General features: G+C 66.5%; 18 protein-coding genes. 7 read left to right on the forward strand and 11 right to left on the reverse strand.

Annotation, left to right across the window (positions count from 1 at the left end; translation table 11 throughout):
* Nucleotides 1-126, forward strand: coding sequence for a putative porin (locus tag IB228_RS00005; RefSeq protein ID WP_225562230.1), 126 nt, complete (start codon nucleotides 1-3; stop codon nucleotides 124-126).
* Between the two features lie 187 nt (nucleotides 127-313).
* Nucleotides 314-769 carry a hypothetical protein gene (locus IB228_RS00010; protein WP_192197236.1) on the forward strand — a complete coding sequence of 152 codons (456 nt, stop codon included), beginning with the start codon at nucleotides 314-316 and terminating at the stop codon, nucleotides 767-769.
* Between the two features lie 92 nt (nucleotides 770-861).
* On the opposite strand, the gene IB228_RS00015 is transcribed toward IB228_RS00010, so the two are convergent.
* Nucleotides 862-1,074: a DUF6289 family protein gene (locus IB228_RS00015; RefSeq protein WP_183644636.1), complete on the reverse strand. Its 213-nt coding sequence runs from the start codon at nucleotides 1,072-1,074 to the stop codon at nucleotides 862-864.
* A 195-nt stretch (nucleotides 1,075-1,269) separates the two neighbouring features.
* On the opposite strand from IB228_RS00015, the gene IB228_RS00020 reads away from it, so the two are divergent.
* On the forward strand, nucleotides 1,270-1,683 hold the full coding sequence (locus tag IB228_RS00020) for a hypothetical protein (RefSeq protein ID WP_183644633.1): 414 nt from the start codon (nucleotides 1,270-1,272) through the stop codon (nucleotides 1,681-1,683).
* A gap of 13 nt (nucleotides 1,684-1,696) precedes the next feature.
* Here the strand turns inward: IB228_RS00020 and IB228_RS00025 are convergent, their stop codons facing one another.
* The 5 genes from IB228_RS00025 to IB228_RS00045 all read right to left on the reverse strand — a co-directional run bounded on the left by IB228_RS00025 (nucleotide 1,697) and on the right by IB228_RS00045 (nucleotide 4,428).
* Nucleotides 1,697-2,305, reverse strand: a complete 609-nt coding sequence (locus IB228_RS00025; RefSeq protein ID WP_192197237.1) for an ATP-dependent Clp protease proteolytic subunit — start codon at nucleotides 2,303-2,305, stop codon at nucleotides 1,697-1,699.
* A 44-nt stretch (nucleotides 2,306-2,349) separates the two neighbouring features.
* A complete protein-coding gene (locus IB228_RS00030) occupies nucleotides 2,350-2,712 on the reverse strand; it encodes an SRPBCC domain-containing protein (protein ID WP_192197238.1) in 363 nt (120 codons plus the stop codon).
* Nucleotides 2,709-3,023: a metalloregulator ArsR/SmtB family transcription factor gene (locus IB228_RS00035; RefSeq protein WP_183644623.1), complete on the reverse strand. Its 315-nt coding sequence runs from the start codon at nucleotides 3,021-3,023 to the stop codon at nucleotides 2,709-2,711. Before IB228_RS00035 ends, IB228_RS00030 begins: the two co-directional genes overlap by 4 nt.
* Nucleotides 3,024-3,088: 65 nt before the next feature.
* Nucleotides 3,089-3,517 (reverse strand): VOC family protein, encoded by a 429-nt coding sequence (locus IB228_RS00040; RefSeq protein WP_192197239.1) that lies wholly within the window; start codon nucleotides 3,515-3,517, stop codon nucleotides 3,089-3,091.
* 167 nt (nucleotides 3,518-3,684) lie between these two features.
* Nucleotides 3,685-4,428, reverse strand: coding sequence for a dienelactone hydrolase family protein (locus IB228_RS00045; protein ID WP_192197240.1), 744 nt, complete (start codon nucleotides 4,426-4,428; stop codon nucleotides 3,685-3,687).
* A gap of 178 nt (nucleotides 4,429-4,606) precedes the next feature.
* On the opposite strand from IB228_RS00045, the gene IB228_RS00050 reads away from it, so the two are divergent.
* Nucleotides 4,607-4,873, forward strand: a complete 267-nt coding sequence (locus IB228_RS00050; protein ID WP_183644611.1) for a hypothetical protein — start codon at nucleotides 4,607-4,609, stop codon at nucleotides 4,871-4,873.
* A gap of 38 nt (nucleotides 4,874-4,911) precedes the next feature.
* Here the strand turns inward: IB228_RS00050 and IB228_RS00055 are convergent, their stop codons facing one another.
* Complete coding sequence (locus IB228_RS00055; RefSeq protein ID WP_192197241.1) at nucleotides 4,912-5,499, reverse strand: NAD(P)H-dependent oxidoreductase; 588 nt, start codon at nucleotides 5,497-5,499, stop codon at nucleotides 4,912-4,914.
* A 79-nt stretch (nucleotides 5,500-5,578) separates the two neighbouring features.
* Between IB228_RS00055 and IB228_RS00060 the strand changes: the two genes are divergently transcribed.
* Nucleotides 5,579-5,986, forward strand: a complete 408-nt coding sequence (locus IB228_RS00060; RefSeq protein ID WP_183644605.1) for a helix-turn-helix domain-containing protein — start codon at nucleotides 5,579-5,581, stop codon at nucleotides 5,984-5,986.
* 272 nt (nucleotides 5,987-6,258) lie between these two features.
* Here the strand turns inward: IB228_RS00060 and IB228_RS00070 are convergent, their stop codons facing one another.
* The 3 genes from IB228_RS00070 to IB228_RS00080 all read right to left on the reverse strand — a co-directional run bounded on the left by IB228_RS00070 (nucleotide 6,259) and on the right by IB228_RS00080 (nucleotide 9,127).
* Complete coding sequence (locus tag IB228_RS00070; RefSeq protein ID WP_225562168.1) at nucleotides 6,259-6,534, reverse strand: hypothetical protein; 276 nt, start codon at nucleotides 6,532-6,534, stop codon at nucleotides 6,259-6,261.
* Between the two features lie 56 nt (nucleotides 6,535-6,590).
* On the reverse strand, nucleotides 6,591-8,213 hold the full coding sequence (locus IB228_RS00075; RefSeq protein WP_183644599.1) for a hypothetical protein: 1,623 nt from the start codon (nucleotides 8,211-8,213) through the stop codon (nucleotides 6,591-6,593).
* Between the two features lie 92 nt (nucleotides 8,214-8,305).
* Nucleotides 8,306-9,127: a helix-turn-helix transcriptional regulator gene (locus IB228_RS00080; protein ID WP_225562169.1), complete on the reverse strand. Its 822-nt coding sequence runs from the start codon at nucleotides 9,125-9,127 to the stop codon at nucleotides 8,306-8,308.
* Between the two features lie 114 nt (nucleotides 9,128-9,241).
* Here IB228_RS00080 and IB228_RS00085 point away from each other — a divergent pair, with 114 nt between their 5' ends.
* Together IB228_RS00085 and IB228_RS00090 are read left to right on the forward strand one after the other, a co-directional pair.
* Nucleotides 9,242-10,219 (forward strand): alpha/beta hydrolase, encoded by a 978-nt coding sequence (locus IB228_RS00085; RefSeq protein ID WP_192197243.1) that lies wholly within the window; start codon nucleotides 9,242-9,244, stop codon nucleotides 10,217-10,219.
* Between the two features lie 222 nt (nucleotides 10,220-10,441).
* A complete protein-coding gene (locus IB228_RS00090; protein ID WP_192197244.1) occupies nucleotides 10,442-11,437 on the forward strand; it encodes an NAD(P)-dependent oxidoreductase in 996 nt (331 codons plus the stop codon).
* Nucleotides 11,438-11,563: 126 nt separating this feature from the next.
* Here the strand turns inward: IB228_RS00090 and wrbA are convergent, their stop codons facing one another.
* Nucleotides 11,564-12,163: an NAD(P)H:quinone oxidoreductase gene (wrbA, locus tag IB228_RS00095; protein WP_192197245.1), complete on the reverse strand. Its 600-nt coding sequence runs from the start codon at nucleotides 12,161-12,163 to the stop codon at nucleotides 11,564-11,566.
* Nucleotides 12,164-12,450: the final 287 nt, after the last annotated feature.

A 12,450-nucleotide genomic window follows, 5' to 3' on the forward strand; every position in this document is an offset into this window, starting at 1 on the left:
CTGGGCGCCTCCTACGCCTTCGACCGCAAGGTCTGGCTGACCGGCCGCTGGATGGCCGCCAAGGAAGTCAGCGGCGCCCCGCTGTCCATCGACGTCTTCCAGCTGGAGGTCAATGCCGGGTTCTGACCGGACCTTGGCGACGTGTCCTGGCGACGCGTCCTGATGCCGGGTCGCGAGGCATGCGAAATGTGGCGGGCCGGATCACGACACCGGCCCGCCGGGAGGACTGGTAGGCTGTGTCCTCCTTCCGTGATCGTGTGGCTGGACCATGACATCGCCGCGGCGCGCGACGCGCTTCCGGATCACCGCATGCTTGCTGCTATCGGCCGCCCTGGCCGCCTGCACGCATGCGCCCGCGGACAGCGGCGCGGATGCGGGCAGCGGAAACAGCGGAAACAGCGGAAACAGCGGAAACAGCGGAAACACCACGAGCGCGGCCACGACGGCGAGTACGGGACAGGCACCGCTGCCGGATTGGCTGCGCGCGAGAATCGCCGACTACGAACGACTGCCCGCAAGCGGCGCGCCCGGTTCGATCTGGCGGATCACCCATCAGGGATCGCCGGCGTTCTACCTGGTGTCGCCCTGCTGCGATCAGTTCAACCCGCTGCTCGATGCGCGTGGCAAGGAGATCTGCAGTCCGTCCGGCGGTTTCACCGGCGCCGGGGACGGCAAGTGTCCCAAGCCGATGGATGCGGGTACCGAGGCGATCCGGGTCTGGGTGCATCCCGGCCAAGCCGAGCAGAACCCGCCGCCCCCCGAACTGTAGGGCGATAGCGCAAGCTGCGCACGGGTTCCCCCAACGACGACGGGACCTGATGAGGTCCCGTCGGGAGACACTTCAGCGAAGTGCAGGAATCTTCATGAGCATTCGAACAGATCCTCATGATAGTTGTTGGTGACCACGCCCCAGGTCGTCGGTGGGCCTTGGCAGGGAATGACCTCCCAGCCGACGACGCTGCCGTTCTCGTCAAAATACGTGGTATGACTTGCGTACTGGCGCCCGCTGATGGCCGGAAAGCTGGCCACCAGAAGCAGCAAGGAAGACAGGGCAAGCAGGTTGCGGGTTTTCATGTGCAAACTCCATTTGACGTTGGCCACCCGTGTGGCATGGAGACCATAGGTGGCGTTTCCCCGCGAAAACGAGGCGTGTTTCACAACCTGTGCGCGTCCAGGACAGATCTTCATGCGCCCGGGGCACGCCGCCCCTGCTGGGCGGGACCAAGCTAAGATAGCCGCGGCCTTTCCACGCATTCCGGTCCATTTGCCATGGTCTACGCGTTCCTGGCTTCCGTCCTGATTTTCGCAGCCGTGGTGATGCTGCATGTCCAGCACAGCCGGGTGGGCGATCGCCTGCTGCAACGCTCCTTCGAGGGACTGCGGTTTCCAGCCGGGACCGGTACCTTGCGGGTGGATGAAATCACCGTGGTCAAGCGGGTGACCCATGAGGTTTCGCGGCACAGCGACCACGCACCGCTGGCGGCGTTCTGGTACTGCGTGGGTCCGGGACCGAACTACTACGTCGCCGTCGCCGAGTACCAGCGCAACGGCTGGCGCAGCGGGCGCTACCAGTGGGTGGTGCGCCCGATCGACGAGGAGCGCATGCGCGGCGCGTTGGGCGGCGATCCGGACGCGCTGCACGCGGCGTTCGGCGATCACGTGGAAGGCGTGCTGCGCGCCTGAACCGGCGCGGCGGTCAGGCCGCCTTGGCTTCGCGGTGCTTGAGCACGTGATCGATCAGGCCCCACTCCCTGGCTTCCTCCGCGCTCATGTAGTGATCGCGATCGAGCGTTCGTTCGACTTCCGCGCAACTGCGTCCGCAATGCTCGGCGTACAGGCGGATGACGCGCTCCTTGGTTTTCCGCATTTCCTCGGCGTGGATGAAGATGTCCGAGGCCTGCCCCTGGAAACCGCCCAGCGGCTGGTGCACGTGCAGGCTGGCATTGGCCAGCGCCTTGCGCTCGCCCGGTTCGCCCGCCATCAGCAGGAACGAACCCATCGAACGGGCGGTTCCCATGCACAGCGTGTGCACCGGCGCCTTGATGTATTGCATGGTGTCGTACATCGCCAGGCCGGCAGTGATCAATCCGCCAGGTGAATTGATGTAGAGATGGATGGGCTTGTCCGGATTCTCCGCCTCCAGGAACAGCAACTGCGCGCACACCAGCGCCGAGACGGTGTCGTTGACCTCGCCGTTGAGGAAGATGATCCGTTCGCGCAGCAACCGCGAATAGATATCGAAGGAACGTTCCCCCCGGCTCGATTGTTCGAGCACCATGGGGACGAGTTGCATCGTTTCGCGCATGCGCGAACTCCCGGTTTCCAGAAAGTGGCGAGGGGCGCGCGGTATCAGGCTGCGCGCATGAGGAGGGGGGCGTCGTCGTTGGCGGCCGGCACGGCGGAGGTCAGCCGCGGATCCGGCGGCGCATGGATGATCCGCAGCGTGCTGCCGCCGCCTTCGTTGGGACGTATCCGGAAGGTCACGACGCTTTCGAGGAAGGGTGGTTCGTCATCGCGCACCCGATAGCGGATTTCCTCGCCGCCCACGGTGGATACCGGCGTGGCGTCGGCCAAGGCGCCGTCGGGCAGCCACTGTTCGCGGAATTCCGGGATGCTGATGGCGCGCCAGACCTGGGCCGGTGGCGCGTCCAGATCGTATTCGAGCACCAGATCGCCATCGTCGGCCTGCGTTTCGATCGCGGAGTCGTTCATTGGTCCATGTCCTTCAACAGCGCCTTCAGGGCGTCGATCCGGGCAGGCCAGTAGGCGCGGTACTTCGCCAGCCAGCGCGCGATGAGCGCCAGGCCGTCCGGATCGACTTCGTAATTCACGAACCGGCCCTCGCGTTCCTCGCGCACCAGTCCCGCGCCGCGCAGCACGGCCAGGTGCTGGGACATCGCCGGCTGGCTGATGTCCAGGCCCGTGCGCAGGGCGCTGGCGTTCATCCGTCCCGCCGCCAGCTTCTCGAAGATCGCGCGGCGGGTGGGATCGGCCAGGGCCTTGAAGATGTCGTTTTCGACCATGCGCAACACATTAGCGATTACTTATGTGTTGCGCAAGTGCCTCCCGGGGAAGCGTGACCGCGCGGCTAGAAAGTGACTTTTACCGACGATGCGCTGCGCTTGGCCTCGCCGTGATAGACCGCCTCGATGTTGTTGCCGTCCGGATCCAGCGCGAACGCGCCGTAGTAGCCCGGGTGATAGGCGCGTTCGCCGGGCGGGCCGTTGTCGCGACCGCCGTTGGCGAGCGCGGCGCGATGGAAGGCCTCCACCATCGCGCGGTCCTGCGCCTGGAACGCCAGGTGATGGCGGCCGGTGAGTTCGCCCTGCGCGGCCTCGCTGCTGGCGGTGGACACGAACAGTTCGTCGGCCCAGAAATAATCGTCGCCGCTGCCGCTCATCGGAATCTGCAAGGCATCGAAGACGGCTTGATAGAAACGGCGGCTGGCCTCCAGATCGCGCACCACCAGTTGCAGGTGATCGATCAGGCGACCGCGGTGGAGTTCGTTGGTATCCATGGACGAAGTTCCCGAGATGGCGTGGATTCGTCTTATAGCATCGGCGCGTGGCGCGCCGCTTCACGATTTCTTCAAGCCGGAACAGCATTGTTTCAAGACGACGTCGGAGATGGCGATGGCGCGCGCAGGTATCCGATGGCCGGTTGCTGCCGAGCAGGTGCGACGGATCAGGGTGAGCGCAGCAATGCCTCGATGCGCGCGCGCAGGTCCGCCTGCATGTCCGCGCTGAAATCATGGGCGATGCCGGGATACGGGGTGAGCGCGGCATCGAAACCGCGCTCGCGCAAGGTCTCCACCCCCGCCCGGGTCGGGCCGATCGGCACCGTGGCGTCGTCTTCCCCGTGCAGCGCATGCAGCGACGGGCAGTCCGCCGCGCACGCCGGACGCGCGGGCAGCCACTCCGGCAACAACCGCGCCGCCACCGGGAACGCCGCACGGAACTGAGCGGGATGATCCAGTGCCAGCAGGAACGCCAGATCGCCGCCATAGGAAACGCCGGTGACGATCGCCTTGCCGCTTCCCGGATACCGCGCTTCCACCGCGCCGATGACCTCAAGCAACCGGCGTTCGCTTTCGCGTGTCAGCGCCGCCTGTTCGATGTCGGGACGCTGGCCATACCCCTGCGGGAACCATGACTTTCCCTGTGGACGCGGGTGCGGGCCTTCCGGCAGCACCACCCGCGCCGGCACCTGCAGGCCGGTGAAGGCGTCGACCAGCACCTCCGGATGGGCGCCGGAATAATGAAGGGCGACGATCAGCGGCAGCGCATCGGCGGGTCCGGCAGTGCCGGTTTCGTACACCAGGTATCGCGATCCGGCGGCCAGTTCCTCGCGCGGCGGCGACGTTTGCGCCAGGACGCCCGACGCAGGGACCAGGCAGGCCACCATCAGCAGGTACATGAACAGGCGCATGGCGGAGTCGGACCGAGGAGGGACCGCCACGCTAGCGCCGGAGCGGGCGCGCCGCAATGAACGCGCTGCAATGAATCCGGGATTTGACCGGATCCTCACCCGGAATGGGGCAACCTGCGCTGCACGGTCGACCCGCGCGCCGGCCCGGAGAAACAGGATGAAAAGCGCGACACGCCACATGCTGCTGCTGGCCGGCATGTTGTGCCTCTGGGCCAGCGCCTATTCGCTGGGACGGGATGCCGCGCACGAGCGTGCCGGAGCGCCCGGACAGGCCATGTCGTCCAATTCGCCTGATGCGATTCCGATCCCCGCACGTCAACCCGCTGGTGCCACTCCGGCTCGATTGCCGCGCGTCGCCAGCGCGGCGGCGATCGCGGCGCCGATGCTCGGACCCGAGACCGAGGCGGCCGCGAGGCTCGTGGTGCGCCATCCTCCCAGGCCGTAGCCACGCGCCGCGTCCCGCGGCGCGCGACCACTTCGCCCTTACGCCGCTTGCAACTGTTCGACCTGCGCCATCGCCTGGCGCATCGCCACATCGGCGCGCTCGGGACTGATGCGCACCCCTTCCGCGCTGACCACGTCCAGGCGGGTCACGCCGAGGAAACCGAAAAACGCGCGCAGGTGACTTTCCTGGTGTTCCAGCGCGGCCATCGGGCTTTCGGGGCCATAGAAGCCGCCGCGCGCCGACGCGACGATGACCCGTTTTTCGCCGAGCAATCCTTCCACGCCCTGTTCGCTGTAGCGAAAGGTCCGGCCCGGGATGGCCAGCGCGTCGAGCCACGACTTGAGCTGGCTGGGCACGCCGAAGTTGTACATCGGCGCGCCGATGACGATGACGTCGGCCGCCAGCACCTCCTCCAGCGCGACGGCCAGTTCGCCAGTCGACGCCGGTGCGGGATCGGCAACGAATGCGTCCGTCGAGAATTGCGGCAAGGGCGCGGCGGCGACGTCGCGGTAGGTCACCTGCGCGTGCGGCTGGTGCTTGCGCAGGTGGGTTACGATGGCGGCCGAAAGCGAACGGGTGACCGACTGATCGCCCTGGATGCTGGAATCGATGTGCAGGATGTTCATGCGCGATTGCTCGTGTGGGGCGCATGAAACTATTGGCGTATCGCGCTTCCTTCAAGAAGGATGCTTTTCAATACCTAGTATGCAAAACCATACCGAACCCTGCGAAGGCAGCTACGAGGAAGTGGCTCCACGGCATGACCAGATTCGTGCCGCGATGCAATCGATCGGCGGAAAATGGAAGCTGGAGATCCTTTGGCTGCTCAGCCACAGGATGCATCGCTTCAACGAACTGCGTCGCGCGATTCCGGGCGTCACCCAGCACATGCTGACCCAGCAGTTGCGCGAGCTGGAAAGCGACGGGCTGATCAGCCGCACCATCTATCCCGAAGTACCGCCGCGCGTGGAATACGCAATCGCCGAGCCCGCGCGCCGCCTGCGCCCGGTGTTCGAAGCCCTTTTCGCCTGGATGGCCGAGGGCCGCAACGCCACGGAACCGGTGATGGCGGAAGCCGCGTCCGGCGCCACGCCCCTCGCGGGAGCGAGGTAAGCGGCGTCCGCCCACCGTTGCTCCGTGGGCGCTACTGGGCCAGGCCGATCTGCTTCATCAGCGCCTGGTTGTCCCAGTAGAGGTATTCCTCCTTCATCACCCCGTTTTCCCATACACCCACCGTCAGCATCGGCAATTTGAACGGCTTTGTTTGGCGTCACGGCCAGGCAAACGGAAATTCCGGCGCGGTGGTGCCTGCGTCCAACCATCCTTGTGGGAGCGACGTAAGTCGCGACCGCGCGCTCGACTCCAACCAAATCCCGGTAATTCCGTCAATCGAAACCCGTCCTAAGCGCCTCGCGCCGCCAACGCGCCCAGATGGAGACCCAACTGGAACGCCGCCTCCGGATCACGATGGCGCACGCTGCCCGCCTGGCTTTCGGGCAACGAATCCAGATCCAGCTGGAATCTTGGGTCGCCGCGCTTGCCCGCGTCATAACCCAATTGATAGGCACAGCCTGCGCAACGATGGCGCCCCGGCCCACCCTGGTCGAGGGCAACGATTCGAAGCGTTCGTCGTAACGGTGCTCCTGCTTGCAGATGTTCATGCGATCTTCCTTGTGTCGTGTGGCGCCGGGAGCCAGTGCGCGTGGACCATATTGCCTCACTCCCAAGCCGAAATCCGCAGCCGCACCTTGCCGCGGATGCCCGGCACGCTGGGCCGGCGGCTGCCGTCGGCGGCGACCGTATGGCTGTCGAAGGGAATGGCGATCTCGACTTCCTCGCCGCTGATCTTCTTCGCGTCGATTTCGGTATGCGCCGCCGCCACGCCGGCGTCCTGCCAGGCATAGCTGATCTTCCACTTGCCGCCAGCCTGCAATGGCGGGGTCAGATCCAGGATCAACGAATTGCGGAACAGGTAGCCGCCCTCGTAGTGCTCGTTGATCCACAGCTTGCGCTCAATCTCGTAGTCAGGCACCCGCACACCCAGGGTCATGCTGTAGGACAGCGAGCGGCGATCCGGATTGACCCGGGCACGGTTGGCGAGGAACACGCTGGACAGGTAGTGCGACTTCTGCTGCTTCCATTCGGCGTGCGAGAAGCACGACACCGAGTCCTCCTCCGACATGCGCCGGGTCAGGTACCACAGCTTGCCGCGTGGCGCCGCCAGCGCTTCGACCTGGTACAGCGCGTCGATCTGGCGGCCCTGGTCGGCGGCCTTCTGCACCGGTTCGGGCAGGCGTATCTCGTCCACGTCCAGCCACACGTCCACGCGCACGTCGCCGAACAGGAAGCGGGCGAGGTTCTGGAACGCCTCCTCGCTGTTGACGATGCCGAAAAAGCCCGAGTGCGCGCGGTAGGCGAACGCCTTGGCGCAATACGCGCCGATGGAGCCGTCCGCATTCAGCCCGCGCAGGGTCGCGTTCTTGATCAGCACCAGCCCATCGCTGCCGTGTCCGACGAAGGTGCGCGACAGGCCGGCGGCGGTGGCGTAGTCCATCCGGTTGGTGCCGACCATGCAGAATACCCGCCGCGACGGGAAGCGATCCTCGGGCAGCAGGTCCACGCGCTTGTGCTGCTTGAATGCCGTCTTGAGGTCCAGGTATTCCGGCATCCGCTTGTCGCGGTCGAAATTGTTGATGTCGAAGGCGGACAACCACTGCGGCACGTTGACCCCGGCCACGTCGATGCCATTGTGCGGAGTCGCGTAGGTGAACAGTTTGTCCACGTACTTGCGCGCCTGCTTGGGATCCAGAACCGGGTTCTGCAGGAATGCGCGGCAGACCAGCCCGCCCATCGAATGGGCGACCAGATAGCAGCGGAAATTGGCCGGACTCACCCCGTTGTCGGGATTGCCGCAGATGAGGTCGCGGGTCTTGACGATCAGATCGCCAAGCTCGCGCGCGAACGTCTCTATCTTCGGCGTGTTGCCGGTGCCGAACAGGCCCGACGCGTTGTCGTAGTAGCGATGGATGATGATGGAGCGGCTGCCGAGCCGGTTGCGGGTGGGCTGGCCCTCCGCATCGGTTTCCCATTCCGGATCCAGGATGTCGCGCCCGTCCTCGTACACGTCCGAATAGCCGAATTCGGACATCAACCGCACGATCGGCGATTCGAACACGTACTTGCGCGGTTTGCGCGAGGGATCCGAGACCGCGCGATACACGGTGGAGCCCAGGTTGAATCCGCAGAACGGGTCCGCGGTGGTCTCGTCGATTTCGCCGCGGGTCATCGCGTAGCCGCGGACGTAGATGATCGGGTAGTAGGGCGCTTCCATCTTGGCCATCGTGAACTCCTGTCGGCGGGGGAACCGTATGCGCGGGACAGCTTAGTCCCAGACATGGCTACGGATTTGGACGCCGGTCACGGCCAATGCCTTCAGCCCGGTGCCGCCTCGTCGGCCAGGCGCCGGCAGAACGCGGCGGTGGCGTCGTCCATGGGAAAGCAGCATTCGATGCGCAGTTCGTCCAGGGTGACGTCGCGAGGCGCGGCGAACACCGTGATGCTGGAGAAGAACTGCAGGCGCCGGCCATCGCGCTCGAAGATCGTGGTCAGCAGCGGCGAGGTCCGCTGTCCCGGATCGCGCTGGCGCCAGCGCTGCGGCACGCCGGGATGGGCCAGGATTTCCTCCAGCAAGCGGCGCGGAACCGGATCGGAAGGATGCGCGGCGATCTCGGCGTGCAGGTGATGGACGAGATCGCCGGCGACTTCCTCCCAGTTGACCAGCGCGGCGCGCAGGTCGTTCGGATCGAATACGTGCCGCAGCATGTTGGCGTGCGGACTGGCACGCCCGGCCAGCAGGAAGCCGTTGACCCGCAGGGCGGCGGCATTGGCGCGCAGGATGTTCCAGTGCCGGTCCAGGACGAAGGCGGGATACGGTTCCTGCTGGGCGATGATGAAGTCGATGGCGCGCTGGATGCGCGCGAGTTCGGGCGCGTCCAGCGGTGTTTCCGGGTATTGCGCGACGTAGCCGGCGGCCTGGAGCAGGGCATTGCGTTCGCGCAGCGGCAACGCCAGCGCGTCGGCCAGTCGCACCACCATCTCGCGGCTGGGCTGCGACTTGCCGGTTTCCACATAGCTGAGATGGCGCGCGGAGATGTCCGCGGCCAACGCCAGATCGAGCTGGCTGAAACGACGCGCCGCGCGCCATTCGCGCAGCAGCGGACCCGGACCCGGGACGGAAGCGATGGCGTTGATCATGGCGCCGAGCATAGCGGCCGCCCGGTCATCGCCGCCATGACCTCCGAGGTAATTGAGCGTGGATGCCGGGACGCCCATCCTGCCGCCACCCAACGCGGATTACGGAGAACGGAAATGCAGCGCAGAGACATATTGAAGCTGGGACTGGGCATGGCGGCGGTGGCCTGGGCCGGCGGTGCGGGGCGGACGTGGGCGGCGGCATCGGGCGGTTCCGTCGCGGCCGGTGCGGACACCCTGGACGCGGCGGCCTGGAACGCCGCGCGCCAGTGGACGCGTACGGCGTTCGGGCGCATCGCCCACGTCGAGCGCGGCGGCGGTCCCGCGGCGTTGTTCCTGCATGGCTTCCCGCTCAATGGTTTCCAGTGGCGCGGCGCGCTGGAACGGTTGTCCGCGCACCGCCGCTGCATCGCGCCGGACATGCTGGGATTGGGATACACCGAAGTGGCCGAAGGCCAGGGCGTGACGCCGGCGGATCAGGTGCGGATGCTGGCGGACCTGCTGGATCGGCTGGGCGTGGAAAACGTGGATCTGGTCGCCAACGACAGTGGCGGCGCGGTGGCGCAGTTGTTCGCGGTGGCGCATCCGGCCCGCGTGCGCAGCCTGCTGCTGACCAACTGCGACGCGGAGATCGACTGCCCGCCGCCGGCGCTGAAGCCCGTCATCGACCTGGCGCGCGAAGGGCGGTTCGTCAGCGAATGGCTGGCCCCCTGGCAGGCGGACCACGCGCTGGCGCGCTCGCCGCAGGGCCTGGGGGGCATGACCTTCACCCATCCGCACAATCCCAGCGACGAGGCCATCGACATGTACCTGCGCCCGCTGGTCGACAACGCCGCGCGCACCCACGCCTATGCGATCGGCCTGGACAGCAATGTGCTGGCCGGCGTGGAAGCCGCGTTGAAGCAGGGCCGTTACCCCACCCGCATCCTGTGGGGCACCGGCGACGACATCTTTTCCAAGGCAAGCCCGGACTACCTGGCCGGGGTGTTTGGCGATTCGCGCGGCGTGCGCCGGATCGATGGCGCCAAACTGTTCTGGCCGGAAGAGTTCCCGGATCTGGTGGCCGAGGAGGCACGCCGCCTGTGGGGTGTGTGATAACCCCATCCCTGTAGGAGCGACATAAGTCGCAACCGTAAATCCGAGCCACCCATCGCGGCTCACGCCGCTCCCACAGGAAATCCCCACCCTGTGGGAGCGACGTCAGTCGCGATACCGTAAGTCCGGAACCACCGGTCGCGGCTTACGCCGCTCCTGCCGCTATCGGTTCCCGACGCAACGCGTTGTAGGATCCCCGGCGACACGGCAGGAACATGAAGCATGTACGGCAAGGTCCTGGTGACGGGCAGCTCGGGGCATCTGGGCGAAGCCCTGGTCTCCACATTGCAGGCGCGCGGGCACGCGGTGGTGGGCGTCGATCTGCTGCCTGGCGCGCACACGCACCGGGTCGGCACGATCGCCGATCGCGCCTTCGTGCGCGAGGCGATGGCGGGCGTGGACGTGGTGTTGCACCCCGCCACCCTGCACAAGCCGCACGTGGCGACCCATTCGCGGCAGGAATTCATCGACACCAACCTGACCGGCACGCTCAATCTGCTGGAGGAAGCGGTGGCCGGCGGGGTGCGCGCGTTCGTCTACACCAGCACCACCAGCGTGTTCGGCGATGCGCTGGTGCCGCCGCCGGGCGAGCCGGCGGCCTGGATCACCGAGGACGTGCGGCCGGAACCGAAGAACATCTACGGCGTCACCAAGGCCGCCGCCGAGGATCTGTGCCAGCTGTTCCAGCGTAACCAGAAGCTGCCGTGCATCGTCCTGCGCACGTCACGCTTCTTCGCCGAGGAAGACGACGATCGGCGGGCGCGGGAAAGCTTCAGCGACGCCAACCTGAAAGCCAACGAATTCCTGTACCGGCGGGTGGACATCGAGGACGTGGTGGACGCGCACCTGCGCGCGATCGAACGTGCGCCCATGCTGGGCTTCGGCCGCTACATCGTCAGCGCCACCACGCCCTTCGCGCAGGCGGACATGGCGCGGTTGCGTGCCGACATGGCGGGCGTGCTGCGCGATCGCGTGCCGGGATTCGAACCGGAATACGCGCGGCGCGGCTGGCATCTGCCGGCCGGCATCGATCGCGTCTACGTCAACGCGCGGGCGCGCGAGGAACTGGGTTGGCGGCCGCGGCATGATTTCGCCGACGTGCTGGCGCGTCTCCGGTCGGGAGGCACGGTATTGAGCCCGTTGGCTGAACGCATCGGCGCCAAGGGTTACCACGCCGAATCCTTCGCGGATGGACCCTATCCGGTCGAAAGCCACTGAAGCGAAGCGACCGTGGGCGAAGCCTGCGTCCGTATCGGTACTGAGTGACGGACGATAACCGTGCCGTCCATTCCACGGTGTCCGCACCCCCTCTCCCGCGGGCGGAAGAGGGGGGCGCCGGCGTCATCAGCCGAACAGCTTGTTCGCCACTTCCGCGATATGGCGGCCCTGGAAGCGCGCGCCTTCCAGCTCGTTGTCGCTGGGCTGGCGAGAGCCATCGCCGCCGGTGATGGTGGACGCGCCGTACGGGCTGGTGCCGGTGACTTCGTCCAGGCGCATCTGGCCCTGGAAACTGTAGGGCAGGCCGACCGTGACCAGGCCGAAATGCAGCAGGTTGGTCAGGATCGAGAACAGGGTCATTTCCTGCCCGCCATGCTGGGTGGCGGTGGAGGTGAAGGCGCCGCCGACCTTGCCGTTGAGCGCGCCCTTGGCCCACAGGCCGCCGGCCTGGTCCAGGAAGTTGGCCATCTGCGAGGCCATCCGGCCGAAGCGGGTACCGGTGCCGACGATGATCGCGTCGTAGTTGGCGAGGTCGTCGATCTTGGCGATCGGCGCGGCCTGATCGAGCTTGTAGTGCGAAGCCTTGGCGACGTCTTCGGGCACCAGTTCGGGCACGCGCTTGATGTCGACGGTGGCGCCGGTGGAACGCGCGCCTTCGGCGACGGCTTCGGCCATCTTCTCGATATGGCCGTAGGCGGAGTAGTAGAGGACGAGGATCTTGGACATGGAAATCTCCACGGGTGGCAGGAGGGGGAGCGGGTCGTACTGCGGCAGCGCGGTGACTATAGGCCAGCCCCCCGCGCCGGATTGAGGCCCTTGGGGGAATTGGATTGTTCCATCCGTGCAGCTGACAGGACCCGGTCAGCGCGGTTGTTGGTGCATCCGCAACAACTGGATCGGCGGTGGCACAGGCCACTTAGACGTTAGCGGTGTTACATTTCGAAACACCCCGATGGAGCAGCGGCGGGCGCGCGAACGATCCGCGTGCAGGCGTCCGGTGGCGGCTTCAGCGT

The organism is Pseudoxanthomonas sp. PXM04, from assembly GCF_014851695.1.
Lineage (GTDB): Bacteria > Pseudomonadota > Gammaproteobacteria > Xanthomonadales > Xanthomonadaceae > Pseudoxanthomonas_A > Pseudoxanthomonas_A beigongshangi.